The sequence below is a fragment of the Streptomyces sp. NPDC048600 genome (genome assembly GCF_055587025.1).
In genome coordinates, this window is record NZ_JBVJGZ010000006.1 from 163,258 (window position 1) to 181,207 (window position 17,950).

At 72.6% G+C, this 17,950-nt stretch carries 15 protein-coding genes; 2 read left to right on the forward strand and 13 right to left on the reverse strand.

Going from position 1 to position 17,950, the window contains the following annotated elements; all coding sequences use genetic code 11:
• Window positions 1–127: 127 nt before the first annotated feature.
• Together ACZ6SQ_RS10650 and ACZ6SQ_RS10655 are read right to left on the reverse strand one after the other, a co-directional pair.
• Complete coding sequence (locus tag ACZ6SQ_RS10650; RefSeq protein WP_469559110.1) at window positions 128–1,615, reverse strand: PP2C family serine/threonine-protein phosphatase; 1,488 nt, start codon at window positions 1,613–1,615, stop codon at window positions 128–130.
• Window positions 1,616–1,618: 3 nt separating this feature from the next.
• Window positions 1,619–3,892 carry a serine/threonine-protein kinase gene (locus ACZ6SQ_RS10655; RefSeq protein ID WP_469559113.1) on the reverse strand — a complete coding sequence of 758 codons (2,274 nt, stop codon included), beginning with the start codon at window positions 3,890–3,892 and terminating at the stop codon, window positions 1,619–1,621.
• Here ACZ6SQ_RS10655 and ACZ6SQ_RS10660 point away from each other — a divergent pair.
• Window positions 3,885–4,166, forward strand: a complete 282-nt coding sequence (locus ACZ6SQ_RS10660; protein WP_469559115.1) for a hypothetical protein — start codon at window positions 3,885–3,887, stop codon at window positions 4,164–4,166. The two genes, ACZ6SQ_RS10655 and ACZ6SQ_RS10660, sit on opposite strands and share 8 nt — an antisense overlap.
• A gap of 1 nt (window position 4,167) precedes the next feature.
• Here the strand turns inward: ACZ6SQ_RS10660 and ACZ6SQ_RS10665 are convergent, their stop codons facing one another.
• From ACZ6SQ_RS10665 to ACZ6SQ_RS10715, 11 genes are all read right to left on the reverse strand, one after another.
• Window positions 4,168–5,487: a hypothetical protein gene (locus ACZ6SQ_RS10665; RefSeq protein WP_469559118.1), complete on the reverse strand. Its 1,320-nt coding sequence runs from the start codon at window positions 5,485–5,487 to the stop codon at window positions 4,168–4,170.
• Window positions 5,488–5,557: 70 nt separating this feature from the next.
• The gene (locus ACZ6SQ_RS10670) at window positions 5,558–6,577 is read right to left on the reverse strand and encodes a glutamate ABC transporter substrate-binding protein (protein ID WP_469559119.1); all 1,020 of its coding nucleotides are present in this window, start codon (window positions 6,575–6,577) and stop codon (window positions 5,558–5,560) included.
• Window positions 6,578–6,591: 14 nt separating this feature from the next.
• On the reverse strand, window positions 6,592–8,046 hold the full coding sequence (locus ACZ6SQ_RS10675) for a hypothetical protein (RefSeq protein WP_469559122.1): 1,455 nt from the start codon (window positions 8,044–8,046) through the stop codon (window positions 6,592–6,594).
• A 203-nt stretch (window positions 8,047–8,249) separates the two neighbouring features.
• Window positions 8,250–9,212 carry an N-acetylglucosamine kinase gene (locus ACZ6SQ_RS10680; RefSeq protein WP_469559593.1) on the reverse strand — a complete coding sequence of 321 codons (963 nt, stop codon included), beginning with the start codon at window positions 9,210–9,212 and terminating at the stop codon, window positions 8,250–8,252.
• The gene (locus ACZ6SQ_RS10685; protein ID WP_469559126.1) at window positions 9,209–10,474 is read right to left on the reverse strand and encodes a 6-phospho-beta-glucosidase; all 1,266 of its coding nucleotides are present in this window, start codon (window positions 10,472–10,474) and stop codon (window positions 9,209–9,211) included. Before ACZ6SQ_RS10685 ends, ACZ6SQ_RS10680 begins: the two co-directional genes overlap by 4 nt.
• Window positions 10,475–10,478: 4 nt before the next feature.
• Window positions 10,479–11,369, reverse strand: a complete 891-nt coding sequence (locus ACZ6SQ_RS10690) for a carbohydrate ABC transporter permease (protein ID WP_469559129.1) — start codon at window positions 11,367–11,369, stop codon at window positions 10,479–10,481.
• Window positions 11,366–12,310 (reverse strand): carbohydrate ABC transporter permease, encoded by a 945-nt coding sequence (locus ACZ6SQ_RS10695; protein ID WP_469559131.1) that lies wholly within the window; start codon window positions 12,308–12,310, stop codon window positions 11,366–11,368. The genes ACZ6SQ_RS10690 and ACZ6SQ_RS10695 overlap by 4 nt, the downstream gene beginning before the upstream one ends.
• Window positions 12,311–12,313: 3 nt before the next feature.
• A complete protein-coding gene (locus tag ACZ6SQ_RS10700) occupies window positions 12,314–13,651 on the reverse strand; it encodes an ABC transporter substrate-binding protein (RefSeq protein ID WP_469559134.1) in 1,338 nt (445 codons plus the stop codon).
• Window positions 13,652–13,731: 80 nt separating this feature from the next.
• Window positions 13,732–14,940: an ROK family transcriptional regulator gene (locus ACZ6SQ_RS10705; RefSeq protein ID WP_469559137.1), complete on the reverse strand. Its 1,209-nt coding sequence runs from the start codon at window positions 14,938–14,940 to the stop codon at window positions 13,732–13,734.
• Window positions 14,941–15,103: 163 nt separating this feature from the next.
• Window positions 15,104–15,724, reverse strand: a complete 621-nt coding sequence (locus ACZ6SQ_RS10710) for a Uma2 family endonuclease (RefSeq protein ID WP_469559140.1) — start codon at window positions 15,722–15,724, stop codon at window positions 15,104–15,106.
• 156 nt (window positions 15,725–15,880) lie between these two features.
• Window positions 15,881–16,969: a mechanosensitive ion channel family protein gene (locus ACZ6SQ_RS10715; RefSeq protein ID WP_469559143.1), complete on the reverse strand. Its 1,089-nt coding sequence runs from the start codon at window positions 16,967–16,969 to the stop codon at window positions 15,881–15,883.
• Between the two features lie 325 nt (window positions 16,970–17,294).
• On the opposite strand from ACZ6SQ_RS10715, the gene ACZ6SQ_RS10720 reads away from it, so the two are divergent.
• The gene (locus ACZ6SQ_RS10720) at window positions 17,295–17,831 is read left to right on the forward strand and encodes an HNH endonuclease (protein ID WP_469559146.1); all 537 of its coding nucleotides are present in this window, start codon (window positions 17,295–17,297) and stop codon (window positions 17,829–17,831) included.
• Window positions 17,832–17,950: the final 119 nt, after the last annotated feature.

Genomic DNA, 17,950 nt, shown 5'->3' on the forward strand with positions numbered 1-17,950 from the left:
CGACGACCCCGCCGCGGCGGGGCGATGACTGTGGGCGGACCGGTCCCCTCCGGCCCGCCTCGCTTCCCCGATGTGTCCGGCCGTGTGCGGCCTTGTGCGCTGTCGTGTGCCCGGCCGTGTTCCGGCCTCAGGCCGATCCTGCCCCCTGGGGCGGTGCCGGGAACGGCACGACGGCCACTGTTACGTTGTCGTGGCCCCCGCCGTCCAGGGCGTGACCGACCAGGACCCGGGCACTGTGCAGCGGGCGTACGGCGGCGTCGAGCGGGACGGCGGCGGCCATCTCCTCGGCCGCCTCGGCGTAGTTCCACAGGCCGTCGGTGCACACGATGACCACGCCGGGCCGGTCCGGCTTGAACGAGGCGGTGTGCGGCTCCAGTTCGTAGGCGTCGGCGCCGAGCCACCCGGTGATCGCGTGGGCGCGCTCGTCGGCGTACGCCTCGGCCTCGTTCATCAGGCCCGCCGCGACCATCTGCGCGGCCCAGGAGTCGTCCTCGGTGAGCCGGGCCGCGGGCGCGGAGCGATCCACCGGCACCCAGTAGGCGCGGCTGTCGCCGACCCAGCCGACGACCAGCAGACCGGCCGTCACCACGGAGCCGACCAGGGTGCAGGCCGGGGCGTTCTGGTGCGGGGCGTGCTCATGGCCCGGCTCGGGCTCGTCGGCGAGGGAGTTGACCGCGCGGGAGGCCGCCAGGATCGCCTCGTGCATCGCGGTCTGCGGGTGCGTGCCGCGCGGCAGGGCCGCCAGCAGGGCCTTGCTCGCCGCCTGCGAGGCGGCCGCCGAGGCCTCGTCGGGGCGGGTGGCCGAGGAGACGCCGTCGCAGACGATCGCCAGCACGGCCGGGGAGCCGTCGGGCAGCGCGGTGGCGGCGACCGCGAAGGCGTCCTCGTTGCGGTGGTGGCGCAGACCGCGGTCGCTCACCGCGGCGAGCGGGCCGCACTCCTGCTCCATGTGGTCGCGCTCGCGCGGCTGCGCGTGCCCGCAGTTCTCGCAGTACCCGTCCCCGTCGACCCGGCCCGCCCGGCACGCCACGCACAGCGTGGGCTCGCCGCCCGGGGCGCCCGGCTCGGCCACCCGGGGGTCGGGGGCCTGCCGGGGGTCGGGGGCCTGGAGGGGGTACTCGTCGGGCTCGGCCCGGTGGTCGAACCGCACACCCTCGGCGGGCGCCGCAGGTGCTGGGGGCGCGGCCGGGGCCGCGGGTGCCGCGGCGGGCACCGGCGGGGCACCCTCCGGGACGTGCGGCGCCGGTACGGCAGGACCGGCGGGACTCCGCGGGCCCGCCGCGACAGGGCCCTGCGGCGCCGGTACGACGGGACTCTCCGGGTGCGGTGCCGGGTGCAGCGGACCGCCGCCCGAGTCGGTGCCCTGGATGTCGGCGGGCACATGCACCCCCGGTGGCGTGTCGGAGGAGCCCGGGGCGGCGGCCGACGGCCAGCCCGGTGCGGCGGCCGGCGCGGCCGGCGCACCGTTCATGGTCAGCGTCGGGTGGTCCTCCGGCCGTTCGGGCACGGCGGACAGGTCGTAACCGCACGCGCCGCAGAAACGGTCACCCGACTCCAGCGGCTCCGCGCAGCTCGGACACGTCGACAACGAGGCCTGCTGGGACATCTGCGACATCAATTACACCCACGTCCGGGGGCGGTAACGGTTGGCACGTTCCACCAGGTCGATCCTCTCCTCGCCGCCCCGCGCCAGCCGGGCCAGCGCGCGGTACGAGCGTTCGAGGCCGAACCTGAGGCCCCGCTCGTCCAGTTCGCTGCCCAGCAGCGTCCGGCCCCCGGCGGCTTGCGGGACGGAACCCTGGCCACCGGAGAGTATCCAGTCCAGGGCGCGACCGAGGACTTCGGCGGACAACTGCTCCCGCCGCGTCGGGTCCAGACCGTAGGCGTCCAGCGCCTCGACCTGCCCCGCGGCGGCCGTCAGATCGTCCAGCGACGGCGTGTCGGCGGCCGTCGCCGTCCGCTGGCGCAGCCGCGCGCGCACGGCCGCGACCCGGGCCGCCGTGTAGTGGATGGACGACTCCGGCACCGACTCCAGCGTGGCCACGGCCGCTCTGCGGTCACCCGTCGCGAGCTGCACCCGGGCCAGCCCGAACGCCGCGCTCACATGGCCCGGGTCGGTCGTCCACACCAGCCGGTAGTACTCGGCGGCGTTGTCCGCCTGCCCCAGCAGCTCCGCGCACAGGCCGAGCGCCAGCTTCGGGGCGGTCTCACCGGGGAAGGCGTCGTACAGCGCGTCGAAGGCCGGGGCCGCGCCCTCCAGGTCGCCGGTCACCAGCGCGGCCACGCCGCGGTACCACACCACCCGCCAGTCGTCGGGCCGTTCCGCCTCCAGCCCGGCGAGGGCGTTCAGCGCGGCCGCCGCGTCGCTGTTCTCCAGCAGGGCGCGGATCTGGCGCAGCCGGGTCTCGATCGACGGGGCCGGAGCGCCCGCCAGCGCCCCCAGCAGTTCCGTGGGCGCCGTCGCCAGCAGACCCGCCAGGAAACCGGCGTTGGGGTCGGCGGGATCGACCCGGGGCACGGGCAGCGCCAGCGCGGCGGCCGGACTGTCGACCGGCTTGACCAGCCCGGTGGCCAGGGCGGGCGAACCGAGGGTGGTGCCGGGCGCCCCGCCGGCGGGGGTGAACGCGGGCGCGGGTGCGACGGCCCGGTCCGGCGCCGCCCGCCGGCCGCGGACGTCCCGTGCCCCGAGCCGCGACACCTCACCCGTCAGCCCGGGCACCAACTCGGTGTCCGTGACGCGCAGTTCCGGCCCGAACAGCGTCGAGAGCGCCGGACGGGCGCGGCCCGTCTGGAGCGAGACGACCTCGCGCAGCACACCGGTCAGCTGCTCGCTCATCTCCTGCGCGGAGGCGAACCGGCGCGCCGGGTCCGGGTCGGTGGCGCGGACCAGCAGCCGGTAGAACGACTCGTACTGCCGGAACACCTCGATGGTGTCCGGGTCGGGCAGCGAGTCGGCGTAGACGCCGGTGTAGCCCTGGAAGTCGAAGGTGAGGACGGCGAGGGTGCGGCCCACGGTGTACAGGTCGCTGGCCACCGACGGGCCGACGTCGGCCACCTCCGGCGCCTGGTAGCCGACCGTGCCGTAGATCGCGGACTCCTCGTCGTCCATGCGGCGCACCGCGCCCATGTCGATCAGCTTGAGCTGGTCCTCGGTCTGGATGGCGTTGTCGACCTTGAAGTCGCAGTACAGCAGATTGCGGCTGTGCAGATGGCCGAGCGCCTCCAGCGCCTCGATGCCGTAGGCGCAGGCCTGCTCCACCGGCAGCGGGTCGCGCCTGCCGTCCGGCGTGCGCCGGGAGTTGGCGATCTCCTTGAGCGCCTTGCCGCCGACGTACTCCATGACGATGTAGCCGTCCAGGGAGCCGGTGCGCTGGTCGAGGTGCTCGACGAAGTTGTAGATCCGCACGATGTTGGCGTGCTCGATCTCCGCGAGGAACCGCCGCTCGGAGATCGCCGCCTCCATCGCGTCCTGGTCGCCCGTGTCCAGCAGGCCCTTGAGCACCACCCAGCGGTCGGAGACCGCCCGGTCCACCGCCAGATAGATCCAGCCGAGACCGCCGTGCGCCAGACAGCCCGCGACCTCGTACTGGCCGTGCACCACGTCCTTGGCCTTCAGCTTCGGCACGAAGGAGTACGGGTGGCCGCACTTGGTGCAGAAGCCCTCCGTACGGCCCGGCCGGTCGCCGCGGGAACGGCCGACCGGCGCCCCGCAGTCCGAACGCGAGCAGAACCGCTTGCGCTCGGGCACCTCGGGATTGTCCAGCACCATCTCGCGCGGGTCCGGCCGCGGGATCTGCGGCACCTGCACCAGGCCCGCGCCCAGCCGCCCCCGGGCCGAGGAGCCCGAGGCCGACCCCGAGCTGCGCACGGACACCGAACGGCCCGTGGACACGCCCGACAGCGAGCGCGACAGCCGCCCCGACACCGAACGCCGGGACTTCGACGACTGCGAGGACGTACGCGAACTGCCCCGGCTGCCGGAGCGGGCGCTCCCGCTGCCCGCCGAGTCCTTGCCGCCGCCCGTCTGCCCGGTCGGCACCGAGCCCGCCCGGCGGCCCGCCGACACCACCGGCGCCAGCCCGCAGGTGTCGCAGTACAGCTCCCCGCCGCCCACGTCCTCGTACGTCCCGTCGCACGCCGGCCGCTGGCAGGTGCGCTGCGCCTGACTCATGACAACCCCCCTCTGCGGTCCTCGGGCCCGCCCTGCCCGGGCACCCTCGGCCCGCCGCCCAGCAGTTCGGCGGCCGCGTGCTGGTAGCGCAGCACGGCCTGTTCGGCGACGCGCAGATCGCACGGGGCGCTCCACAGCATCCGCCGCGCCGCGTCGTAGCGCTCGATCAGCTCCGGGTCCTCCGCCATGCCGTGCCGGGCCACCTTCGCCTTGTACGCGTCCAGCCGGCCGCGCAGCTCCGCGCGCACCGCCAGCGGCGCGGTGACCGCAGTCAACGACTCGCGGGCGCGCAGCAGTTCGTCCTCCGCCTTCTCCTCCAGCGACTCCAGCAGCGGCGACAGCCGGTGCCACTGGGCCTGGCGGCGGTACTCGGCGGCCGCGGCGAGCTGCTCCTGGAGCACGGTCGGCGGGCCGCTGACCACCGGCACCTCGGTCGCCGCGATCTTCGCGAGGACCTCGCCGCGCGCGGTGCGCGCCTCGGCGAGCGTGCGGTCGGCGCGCGAGAGCACGTCCCGCAGCCGGATCAGCCGCTGCTCGGCGTCCTGGCGGACGGTGAGCACCGCGTCGATCTCCCGGCGCACCTCCTCCAGGGCCCGTGCCTCACGGTCGTACACCGTGGTGTCCGGGCGGCCGCCGCCGGGCGCCGAACTGCCCTCGGCCGGCACCCAGTGGCCCAGCGGATCCGACACCACCTGCTCGCGCAGCTCGGTGAGCGTCCGCGTGATGCGCTCCAGGTCGTCGCCGGACGGATGCTCGCCGGGGCGCACCCCCACGGAGTGCGCGAGCTGCCGGGTGCGCTGGAGCTCCGCGGCCAGTAAATCGATCCGGGCGGGCAGCGCCGACCACACCGCGTCGGCGGCCACGACCATGTCCAGGGACCGCGCGTACAGGTCGTTCATCCGCTCCACCAGCGCGGCCAGGGTGAAGCTGTGGCTCAGCCGTCCGGCGCTCTCGGCGCCGGGCGCGACCACGGCGGAGCCCGCGACGGTGACGGACTCGCCGCGCAGCAGCTCGGTCAGCTCCGCGAGGTCCTCCCGGCTGGACCAGCGGCGGCGCGAGCGGATCTCACGCGCGGAGCGCAGCGTGCCGCTGTAGGCGTCGAAGTACGCCCACAGCAGGGTTATCGAGGCCTCCGTGGCCTGCCAGCGCTCCTTGGTCGTGCCGGTGAGCTCCGCGCCTTCGAGGAGTCTGCGGCCCGCGTGGTCCTGGAGGGCGAGGAGCGAGGTCTCGATCGCCTCGTGCTCCGCGCCGAGCCGCGCCAGCGCACGGTCCACATCGTCCCGGTCCAGCACCGGCCCGGTGGGTCCCGCGCCCATCGATCACCTCTCGTCGCTGTCGTGCTTCCGTGTTGTCGTCCGCCGTCCCTCTAGGTCGGCCCGCCGCAGGTCACTTGTACTTCGGCACGGGCGGGGTCGCCGATTCGGAGTCCGCGCCCAGGGTGGGCCCGAGCCATTTGTCGTAGGAGGCCCGCCAGCCGTCCGGGTCGACGCGGTACTGCTCCAGTATCCGGTTGACCCGGCGGACCAGATCGGTGGCCTTGCGGTTCATCGCCACGCCGTAGTACTCGGTCGTGAACCGTTCGCCCTTGAGCTCCACCGTCGGGTCCTGCGCGGCCTGGCTGGCGGCGAGCGCGCCGTCGGTCACCACCGCGTCCACCAGGCCGAGCTGGAGCCGCACCAGGCAGTCCAGCTGGTTGGGCACGGTGGTGGAGATGTCGGCGGAGGCGTCCAGCTCGCCCGACCTGCGGTCCGCGTCCAGCTTGTCGTACGCCGTGGAGCCGGCCGCCGAGCAGACGCGCGTGCCCGCGAGCGTGTCGTCGTACCCCTCGACGGTGGAGCTGACCGGGGCGAGGACCTGCTGCCCGGTGAGGAAGTAGGGGGCGGAGAACGCCACCTGCTCCAGCCGGGAGCAGGTGATGGTCATCGTGCGCACCACCATGTCGACGCGGCCGCTCTGGATCGCCGGGACGCGCTGGTTGGTGGGGATCGCCTTGAAGCGGATCTTGTCGGGGGAGCCGAGCAGGTCGTCGGCTATACGGCGGGCCAGGTCGATGTCGAAGCCCTCCAACTGCACGTCCTTCTCCGTGCTGTTGGGGTTGCGGTAGCCCCAGCGGTAGCTGTTCTGGTCGACGCCGACCGAGAGATAGCCGCGCTTGCGTATCGCCGCGACGGACGCGCCCTCGGCGGCCGACGGGGCGAGGCTCAGGTCCTGGGGGTCCTCGCACTCCTCGGCCCGCACCCGGGTGCCGTCTGCCAGGCCCGGTCCGCCGACGCCGGTGCTGCCGTCGCCGTCCCCCTGGGTGAGCGGCAGCAGCAGCGCGAACAGCGCCGCGAGGGCGCACACGACCGCCATCGCGCCCACACCGCCCCAGCCCCTCAGGCCGGCCCGCAACCGTCGTGCCCGCATCGTCACGCCCCCTCTCACCGGTACTCCGACAGCCTGCGCCCGATGCCCAGGAGCGCGCCGGCCGCGCCCAGCACGGCGAGCACGGCCGCGCCGACCGTCAGCCCGGTCATGGCGCCGAGGCCGTCTCCCGCGGCCTGCCGGAACTCGCCCTGCTCGTGCTTCAGGGCCACGTCCAGGTTGTGGTCGACCGCGTCGAAGCACTCCCCGGTCGGCTTGTCGGCCTTGGCGCCGATGATCCGGTCCAGTGCGGTCTGGTAGTCGCCCGAGTCGTCGGCGTCCCGGGCCTCCTTGTGGCGCTCCTGCCACACCTTCATGTTGCCGCCCGCCGACTCGACGGGCTCCCGGCCCGCCGCGTCGTCGGCGAGGTCCCCGGCCGCGGCCAGACCGGCGGCGAGGTCCTTCATGGAGTCCTTGAAGGCGACGTCGAACTTGTCCTGGAACTGGCCCGGTTCGACCTCGACGGTCTCGGCGCCGCGGTTGACCAGGGTCAGGTTCTCGTTGCCGCGGGCCTTGAGGGAGGCGATCCGGGCGTCGTTGAGGACGTTCAGCGAGCGCACGCCGTGGTCGTACGAGTCGTTCAGGTCCGCGCGCGCCACGCTGTGGCCGATCACCAGCCACAGCAGCACGCACGTGGTGGCGGCCGTGCCGGCGACCAGGCCGTGGTTGAGGACACGGTGGGTGCGCCGGTAGTTGCGGCGCTGGGCCCAGCCGAGGGCGCCGAGCGCGGCCACGCCGACGGCTATGGCGATCCACGGGTAGGGCGTGGCGTCCGCGTAGTCGGCGCGCAGCCGCGCGTTCTGCGAGACGTACAGCTTCTCGGCCGCCGGGAGCATCTTCGTCTGCATGGTGTCGTTCGCGTACCGCAGATAGGCGCCGCCCAGCGGGTAGCCCAGCCGGTTGTTGGCGCGGGCGCGCTCGATCAGGCCCTTGTACTCGGGCAGCAGCTGGTTGAGTTCGGCGATCGTCGCGGCCGCGGAGGAGTCGGGGTCGGAGTTCTCGGCGGCCTGGACCAGGCCGGCCGCGGCGGTGCGGATGTCCTTCTCGTAGCGCTCGCGGGAGGCCCCGGTCTCCTGGCCGCCCGCCAGGAAGCCGCTGGAGGCCGCGGTGTTGGCGTCGGCGAGCGAGCGGTAGATGTCGGCGGCGGCGGAGCTGAGCGGCTGGCTCTCGTGCAGCACGGCGTCGGCGGCGGCCGCGCGGTCGCTGGTCTGCACGGCGGTGACGGCGCCGAACGCGACGACCAGGGCGGCCAGCACCGCGCCGATGATGCGCAGCCGGCCCGGCTCGGTCGTGGCGGCGGCCCGCACCCGGTCGACACCCTCGGCGAACGCGGTCCGCCGCGCCGGACCGGAGCCCGCCGGGGCCGGGGCCGCGCCACCGCCGCCAGGCCCCGCCTGCGGCGGCACGACGGCGGCCGTGACCGTGCCGGGGCGCGCCGGTGGCGCCGCGCTGCTCTTCGGCGGGTGTGTCACTGTGACCTCCCCCTGGTCATCCGTCGCCGCAAGTATCGCTGCCGGGACCGGCATTCGCACCGGCCTTGCTGGATCTTGATCGGATCGCAGCACGGCTCCGATTCCGCACCACCCCCCGCTCATGAATACGCCCCGCGAGCCGGTTCGGTTCCCTCGATGCGGGAGTGCCGTACGCGGCGTTCGCGAGGCGTGGCGCGGGGGGTTCAGCCGAAGTGCGTCCGCAGCCTCACCTGCGCCTCGGCGGTCACTCCGGTGCGGTCCAGGCCCAGCAGGGCCGCGCCGAGGACCGGACGTGCCGTGACGACGTGCGCGACCGCCTTGGGGGCGCGGGCGGCGAGCAGTTCGCGCACCCGGTCGTCCAGCAGGGAGTGCCGGGCGGCCAGGACGCTGCCGCCGAGGACCACGGGCGTCTCCTCGTCGAGGAGTTCCAGCCGGGTCAGCGCCACCGCGGCCATCGCGACGACCTCCTCGGCGAGCCGGTCGACCAGCGAGCGGGCGACCGGGTCGCCGGCGGCCGCGGTCGCGAACAGCACCGGCGCCAGCTCGTGCCGGCGGGCCTGCGCGATGTGCTCCAGATGCAGCGCCTCGATCAGCGCGTACATGCTGTCCAGCCCGAAGTGCGCGGGCAGCGTGGACGCCAGCTCGGTCGGGCCGCCGCGCCCGTCCTCCGCGCGCGCCGCGTGGTACAGGGCCTCCTCCGCGAGACCCCAGCCGCCGCCCCAGTCGCCGGACATCCTGCCGATCGCCGGGAAGCGCGCGGTACGCCCGTCGGGGCGCATCCCGACGCAGTTGATGCCCGCCCCGCACACCACCGCCACCCCGCGCGGCTCCGCCACCCCGGCGCGCAGGATCGCGAAGGTGTCGTTGCGCACCTCGACGGACGCGCCCCAGTCGCGCGCCTGCAGCGCCTGCGCCAGCTCGCGCTCCTCCACGGGGAAGTCGGCGTTCGCCAGGCACGCGGAGACATGCTCCACCCGGTCCACGCCGGCCTCGGCGAAGGCCCGCGCCACCGCCCCGGCGACCTCGTCCACCGCCGCCCGCACCCCCACCACGGGCGGCCGGAAGCCGCCGCCGCGTGCGGTGGCGAGCACCTCCCCCGCGGCGGTCACGACGGAGACATCGGTCTTGCTGTTGCCCGCGTCGACGGCGAGCACGGCCGCTCTCATGCCCACGCGAGGTGCTCCCGGTTGTGCGCGAGCAGCGAGTCGGTGAGCCGCTCGGCGTACTCGTACTGGCCGACCAGCGGATGCGCGAGCAGCGCGCGGAACACCCGCTCGCGGCCGCCGTGCAGGGCCGCCGTCAGCGCGAGGTCCTCGTACGCCGTCATGTTCGCCATCAGGCCCGCGTACAGCGGGTCCACGGGGGCGACCGGCAGCGGTGCCGCGCCCTTGGGTCCGACGGCGGCCTGCACCTCGATCACCGCGTCGTCCGGCAGGAACGGCAGCGTTCCCCGGTTGAGCGTGTTGACCACCTGGTAGGGGCTGCCTCCTCCGCCCAGGAGGGAGGCCGCGAGGTCCACGGCGGCCTCCGAGTAGAAGGCGCCGCCCCGCTTCGCCAGCAGCTCCGGCTTGGTGTCCAGCTGCGGGTCGCCGTACATGGTCAGCAACCGCCGTTCCATCTCGGCGACCTCCGCGGCCCGCGAGGGCTTGGTGCGCAGTTCCTCCACGACCTCGTCGTGCGCGTAGTAGTAGCGCAGGTAGTACGACGGGACGACGCCGAGCCGTTCCAGCAGCGGGCGCGGCAGCCGCAGCTCGGCGGCGACGGTCTCGCCGTGCTCGGCCAGCAGCCGGGGCAGCACGTCCTCGCCCTCGGGCCCGCCGAGGCGCACCCCCGTCTCCCAGGTGAGGTGGTTGAGGCCGACGTGGTCGAGGTGGATGTCGCCGGGCCCGGTGCCCAGGAGCGCGGCGAACTTGCGCTGGAGGCCGATCGCCACGTTGCACAGCCCGACCGCCTTGTGGCCCGCCTGCAGGAGCGCGCGGGTGACGATGCCGACCGGATTGGTGAAGTCGATGATCCAGGCACCGGGGTTGGCGCGGCGCACCCGCTCGGCGATGTCCAGGACGACCGGCACGGTGCGCAGCGCCTTGGCGAGGCCGCCCGCGCCGGTGGTCTCCTGGCCGACGCAGCCGCACTCCAGCGGCCAGGTCTCGTCCCGCTCGCGGGCGGCCTGTCCGCCGACGCGCAGCTGCAGCAGCACGGCGTCCGCGCCGTCCACGCCCGCGTCCAGGTCGGAGGTGGTGACGATCCGGCCGGGGTGGCCCTGCCGGGCGAAGATCCGCGCGGCCAGCCCGCCGACCAGCGCGAGGCGTTCGGTGTCGGGGTCGACCAGCACCAGTTCCTCGACGGGCAGCGTGTCGCGCAGACGGGCGAAGCCGTCGATCAGTTCGGGTGTGTAGGTCGAACCGCCGCCGACCACGGTGAGTTTCACGTGTCTAACCCTTCACTCCGGTGAGCGTGACACCCTCGACGAACGCCTTCTGGGCGAAGAAGAACACGAGGATCACGGGGGCCATGACCAGGACGGTGGCGGCCATGGTGAGATTCCAGTCGGTGTGGTGTGCGCCCTTGAAGGACTCCAGGCCGTAGGACAGCGTCCAGGCGCCGGGGTTCTCGGAGGCGTAGATCTGCGGGCCGAAGTAGTCGTTCCAGGCGTAGAAGAACTGGAACAGCGCCACGGCCGCGATGCCCGGCCTCGCCATCGGCAGCACCACCCGTACCAGCGTGCGCAGTTCGCCGCAGCCGTCCACCCGGGCGGCGTCCAGGTACTCGTCGGGGATGGTCAGCAGGAACTGGCGCAGCAGGAAGATCGAGAACGCGTCCCCGAACGCCATCGGGATCAGCAGCGGCCACAACGTGCCCGACAGATCGAGCTGCTTGGCCCAGAACAGGTACATCGGGATCACCACGACCTGCGGGGGCAGCATCATCATCGCGATGACCAGCATCAGCGACAGATTCCGGCCCCGGAAGCGGAACTTGGCCAGCGCGTAGGCCACCGGGAGGGACGAGGCGACGGTGAGGACCGTGCCGAGGCCGGCGTACAGCAGAGTGTTGCGCCACCAGGTCAGGAAGCCGGGGGTGTCGAGGACCTTCCGGTAGTTGGCCCACTCCCAGGTGTCCGGGACGAGGTCGCGGCTGAGCGCCTGGCTGTCGCTCATCAGCGAGGTCAGCAGCACGAACACGAACGGCAGCGTGAAGAACAGCGCGACCGCCACCCCGAGGGAGTGCACCGCCACCCATTCCAGCGCGGCCCGGCGGCGCGCGACGCGCCCGTCCGCCGCGACGGGCGCCGCGGCGACGGTCTTCTCGAGGACCTGGGTCATCGGTCACCTGCCTGGATCAGACCGCCCCGGCGGCGCATCAGCAGCGCGGTGAACGCCATCGACAGCGCGAACAGCACCAGGGCCACCACGCACGCCGAGCCGTAGTCGAAGCGCTGGAAGCCGAGGTTGTAGACGAGCTGGGGGAGGGTGAGGGTGGACTTGTCGGGGAAGCCGGGCTCGAACTGGGTGCCCGCGCCCTGGATCACTCCGGAGGCGACCTTCCCGGCCACCAGCGGCTGCGTGTAGTACTGCATCGTCTGGATCACGCCCGTGACCACAGCGAACATCACGATCGGGGAGATGTTCGGCAGCGTCACGAACCGGAACCGCTGCCAGGCGGAGGCTCCGTCCAGCTCCGCGGCCTCGTACTGCTCCTTCGGTACGTCGAGCAGGGCGGCCATGAAGATGACCATCAGGTCGCCGACGCCCCACAGCGCCAGCAGGGTCAGGGCGGGTTTGGACCAGTCGGGGTCGCCGAACCAGCCGGGAGCCGGGAGGCCGATGCCCTCCAGAACGGAGTTGACCGGCCCGGTGCCGGGGTTGAGCAGGAAGGCGAAGGCCATCGTGGCCGCGACCGGCGGGGCGAGGTAGGGCAGGTAGAACAGGGTGCGGAAGACGCCTGTGCCGGTCTTGATCCTCGTGATCAGCAGGCCCACGCCCAGCCCGAACACGACCCGCAGAGCCACCATGACCAGCACCAGCCACAGGGTGTTGCGCAGGGCGGGCCAGAACAGCGGGTAGTGCTCGAAGACATAGACCCAGTTCTTGGTGCCGCTCCACACCGGCGGCCGGAAGCCGTCGTAGCGCATGAAGGAGAAGTAGAGAGTGGAGATCATCGGGTAGGCGAAGAACACCGAGAACCCGATGATCCAGGGCGACATGAACGCGGCGGTGCGCAGCGCCGCGCGGCGGCGCCTCGCACCCGGGGTGTACGTGCTCATCCCTTACTGCGCCTGCGCGATGTCCGTGTCGATCTGCTCGGCGGCCTTCCTCAGACCGGCCTTCAGATCGGTGACCTTGCCGCTCTCGTAGTCGTAGCCGAGCTGCTGGACGGTCACCAGGTACACGCCGCCGTTGACGGAGGCGGGTGTGGTGCTGGAGTCCGGGTGCGCGGCGATGTCCAGGAAGGTCTTGAAGCGCGGGTCGTACTTCAGCTTCGGGGACTTCAGCGCCTCCAGGGTGGAGGGCACGTTGTGGATGTTGTTGGAGAAGTCCACCACCGCGTCGGTGTCGGTGGTCATGTACTTCACCAGCTCCCAGGCCGCGTTCTGCTTCCGGCTGGTGGCGGCGATGCCGGCGATGGTGCCGCTGAGGTAGCCCTTGCCGTACTGGTCGGCCTGGTCGTCCGGAACGGGCAGCGGGGCCACCCCGATCTCGAAGCCGGGCTTCGCGTCCAGGGCCATGGCGAGGCGCCACTCGCCGTCGAGCTGCATGGCGACCTGGCCGGTGTGGAAGGGGTGCTTGGGGCCCCACTCGTCGCCGAGGCCGGTGCGGTACTTCTCCAGCTTCGCGAAGCCGCCGAGGTCGTCGACCAGCTTCTTCTGCATCGTGAACCCGGCCTCGAAGGCGGGGTCGCCGGCCAGGTTGGACTTGCCGTCGGCGGTGAAGTAGGTGGGGGAGAACTGCCCGAAGTAGTGCTCGGTGGTCGACTCCCAGCCGTGGTAGTTCGGCATGAAGCCGAGCTGCTTGTACGAGCTGCCCTGAGGGATCGTCAGTTTCTTGGCGACCCGGGCGAATTCGGTCCAGGTCTTCGGCGGCGCGGTGATGCCGGCCTTCTCGAACGCCGTCTTGTTGTAGTAGAGGCCGTAGGCGTCGCCGAGCAGCGGGACCGCGCAGCGGTTGCCCTCGAACTGGGTGTACTCGTTCATGGCCTTCGGGAACGTCGCCGCCGGGTCGATGTCCGACTTCTCGAAGAACGGGTCGAGGTCGACCAGGGCGCCCGAGGAGCAGAACCTGCCCACGTTGTTCGTGGTGAACGACGAGATGACGTCGGGGGCCTTGGAACCCCCCGCCCGCAGCGCCTGGTTGATCTTGTCGTCCGTCATGTTGCCGGTGACCCGCACGTGGATGTCGGGGTGCGCCTTCTCGAAGCCGGCCACCAGGTCCTTGACGGCCTTGACCTCGGACGGCGCGCTCCAGGCGTGCCAGAAGTTGAGGGTGGTCTCCTGCTCGGGGTCGTCGGAGGCGCCCGTGTCCGAGGAACCGGTACAGGCGGTGGCGAGAAGGACGAGGGACGCGGACGCGGCCATCGCGAGCGCGACTCTTCTGGGTATTCCGGGCATGGCGAGGCTCCCATGGGGCGGTCGGGGCAGGGAAGGGGAAGGTGCGGGGAGGGAAGCGGTCGGAAAGGGCGGCCGAGGGGTCAGCGAGAGGTGTCGAAGACCTCGTCGCGGGTGGTCGCGAGCGCGCTCTCCAGCGCGCCGCGCAGAACCGGGTGGTCGGTCACGTCGCCGACGACCAGCCGGGGCCGGGCGGCTGCCAGTTCGGCCAGCTCCGCCTGGACCAGGCCGCGCAGCACCTCGCCGCCCGCGGTCAGACAGGAGCCGCTGAGGACGACGAGCTCGGGGTCGAGGACGGAGACCAGCGAGGCGAGACCGGTCGCGAGCCGGGTCGCGTACGTCTCCAGCAGCCGGCGGTAGGGGCCGCCCGCGTGATCGGCCGCACGGGCGAGAAGCTCCGCGGCGGCGTCGGCGTGCGGCCCGGCGGGGACGTCCTCGATGCCGAGCTCGCGGGCGAGCCGCGGAACGGCCTGGGAACCGGCCAGCTCCTGGTAGCCGCCGCTGTTGGCCTTGGTGACCTGGCGGACCAGGGGGGTGCCCGGCACCGGCAGGAAGCCGACCTCGCCGGCGCCGCCGGTCCAGCCGCGGTGCAGCCGGCCCCCGATCACCAGGGCGGCACCGAGGCCCTCCTGGTTCCACAGCAGCACGAAGTCGCCGTGGCTGCGGGCCGCGCCGCCGCGCTGCTCGGCGACGGCGGCGAGGTTGACGTCGTTCTCGTACTCCAGCGGCATCGGCAGTGCCGCGGCGATCTCGTCGAGCAGCGTGGGGGAGTGCCAGCCGGGCAGATGGGAGGCGTAGCGCAGCCGTCCGGTGGAGGGGTCGAAGGCGCCGGGGGTGCCGATGACCAGCCGGTGGACGTCGTCGCGGGTCAGCCCGGCCGCCTTCACGGCCCCGTCCAGCGCGGCGGTGACCTGCTGGGCGGCGCCCTGGGCGGAGCGGCGGGGGGTGGTCAGTTCGAACTCGCCGACCGTACGGCCGGTGATGTCGGCGACGGCGGCGCGGATGCGTTCGGGGGTGACGTCCAGCCCGGCGGCGTGGGCGGCGGCCGGGTTCACGGCGTACAGCTGGGCATTGGGGCCCGGGCGGCCTTCGCTGGTGCCGGTCACCCGCACCAGCCCGGCGGCCTCCAGCCGGGCCAGCAGCTGCGAGGCGGTCGGCTTCGACAGCCCGGTCAGCTTGCCGATCCGGGTCCGGGTGAGGGGCCCGTGCTCCAGCAGCAGATCCAGGGCGGCCCGGTCGTTCATGGCACGCAGCACGCGCGGAGTGCCCGGCGTACCGGCTGTACCTGCCATGGTCGACACCTGCCTTTCGGGCGCCCAGCCTTTCACGCGGCGCGCTGCCGCGGAAGGTCACTGTTAGGAAGGTTTCCTATCAATGACAGGACCGTATGCCCGGCGTGAAGGGGGCGTCAATAGGGGGGCGGCATTCACGCTGCCGGGTCGTTCCCCGGGGAGGTCAGGGCTCCAGGAATGGGGCCGTGTCCAGGGCGGGGTACGGGGCCGGGAGGGGGAGCGGCCTGCCGAGGCTGACCTTGGTGTCGGTGTCGTAGTAGGCCTCGGTGGGGTCCTGGCCGGGGAGGGTGGGGTTCGAGTAGCAGTGCGCCGAACCGGTGTTGCGGTTGATCAGCACGTAGAGCGGGACGCCTGCGGCCGCGTAGGCGGCGAACTTGGCGCCTGTGTCGATCGCGTGGTTGGTGGACGTGACCTCGCCCACGAGAGCGATCATGTCAGCCGGGTACCGGCCCTTGTGCGCCCCGACGTAGGCCATGTCCAGGTCGGTCGGCTCGCGGTGCAGAACGTAGAAATCGGGTACGACGAGCGCCAGCGTGCTGCCGTCCTTGTAGGCCGCGCGAAAGCCCATGCCCATGCCCGCCAGGTCGAATCCGGCGACGGTGAACTGGACGGTGAGCCGGTAGGCGCCCTTGCTGTGGTGGTAGTTCGGCTGTGGCGGCACGACGACCGTCCCCTCGACGTACTCGGGCCGAATCGGCATCGGTGACGCCTCTTCGATCGCGCTCAACAGGTCGATGGGGTCCATCTGCGTCATGACCGGCTCCGGGATGGGTTCGGCGCTCATCGCTCGTTCTCCTCGCCACGCTGCTGCCAGGCTAAGCCCGCGTCGCGTGCCCCGGTGTGACGATGGGGCACCCGACGCCGGGTCGGCGTCCGATGCCCCGTCTCTTCACTCGAACGAGTGTGCTGAACCGTTCCGCTCCGGTGGCCGCCCTCGCGGCTACTTCGTGGTGCTCGGGGGCGACAGCGGGGACGCCGCCGCCGACTGCGGGGACGAGCTGTTGGCGTAGACCGACGGGGCCGCCATGCCGGCCGTCGGGTCGTCCTCCGACGCGGCCGCGGGCTGGGCCGGCAGACCGCCGACGATACGGATGCCCTCGGCGTCCAGGGCCTGCTTGATCCGCCAGCGCAGCTCGCGCTCGATCTTCAGGGCCTTGCCGGGCATCGTCTTGGCGGAGACCCGCACCACCATGGATTCGAGCAGCACGCTGTCGAGGCCGAGGACCTCCACCGGGCCCCACAGCAGCTCGTTCCAGGGCTCCTCCTTGCTCATCCGGTCGGCGGCCTCGGTGAGCACCGTCTTCACCCGGTCCAGGTCCTCGCTCGGCCGGACCGTGACATCGACACCGGCCGTCGCCCAGCCCTGGGAGAGGTTGCCGACCCGCTTGACCTCGCCGTTGCGGACGTACCAGATCTCGCCGTTGTCGCCGCGCAGCTTCGTCACCCGCAGGCCCACCTCGATGACCTCGCCGGAGGCGACCCCCGCGTCGATCTGGTCGCCCACGCCGTACTGGTCCTCGAGGATCATGAAGACGCCGGAGAGGAAGTCGGTCACCAGGTTCCGCGCGCCGAAACCGATCGCCACACCCGCGACACCCGCCGAGGCCAGCAGCGGGGCCAGGTTGATGTCGAAGGTCGACAGGATCATCAGCGCGGCCGTGCCGAGGATCAGGAAGCTCGCCACCGACCGCAGCACCGAGCCGATCGCCTGCGACCGCTGCCGACGGCGCTCCACGTTGACCAGCAGTCCGCCTATCGCGGTCCCGTCCACCGACTCCGCGGTGCGGCTCATCCGGTCGATCAGCTTGGTGATCGCCCGCCGCACGAACACCCTGAGCACCGCCGCGACCACCAGGATCAGCAGGACGCGCAGCCCGATCGCCAGCCAGGTCGACCAGTTCTGCTCGACCCAGCTCGCGGCCTGGGTCGCGCTCTCCTGGGCGTCCTGGATCGACGGCACCGCGGGCGCGGTCTCCGACGGCGACGGGGACGGGCTCGCGGCGGCGAGCAGGGCGGACAGGGACGTCACGTCGGGTACCTCCAGGTGCAGCGGTCCGCCCCCCGGCCGGCGGTCAAGTATTTCAAGGTCACGAAAGGGTCACCGGAGGGCGGGTTCACCACACTATCGGTGCATCGTGTGTGGATCGTTGCGGTGTTCGAGGGAGAAAAGACACGAACCCGGGGATGAACAGGGGGGATCACGGCTTCGTAATCCCGGGGATGAATGAGATGTGGTCGAAAACACTCCCAGCCCGTTACCGGGACATGGTGGCGCGTTCACCAGGCATGAGGGGAGACTGACTGCAGATCGTCCCGGCGCGAGCCACGCGCCGCCGGCGTACAAGGAGGCATCCGTGCCGCATGTCCTGGTCCTCAACGCGTCGTACGAGCCCCTCGGCGTCGTACCGCTCCGCCGCGCGCTCGTCCTCGTCCTGGAGAACAAGGCCGTATGCCTTGAGGAGTCCGGCGCCTTTCTGCACAGCGCAACCGTCACAGTCCCCGCACCCAGCGTGGTCCGGCTCAAGCGATTCGTCCGGGTTCCCTATCGGGGGCCCGTTCCTCTTACCCGCCGGGCGCTGTTCGCGCGTGACGGGGGCCGGTGCATGTACTGCGGTGGCGTCGCAACCAGCGTCGACCACGTCATCCCGCGCAGCCGCGGGGGCAAACACGTCTGGGACAACGTGGTGGCGTCCTGCCGCCGCTGCAACCACGTGAAGGCCGACCGTCACCTCGGTGAGATCGGCTGGCGGCTGCGCCACAAACCCGCCCCGCCCACCGGACTGGCCTGGCGCATCATCGGCACCGGCCATAGGGACCCGCGCTGGCTGCCGTATCTCCAGCCGTTCGGCGCGGACGACGCTCTGGCCCGGATCGACGGCATCTCAGCCTGACGATCCGGGCCTTCGCATTCCCCGTAGGGGACCGGGGAGACCCCCGTCCACCCCGGTCCCACGGGTGATCCGGCCTGCGCGGCGCGGGCACGGCAGCCCGCTTCGCGCTGCCCGCTTCC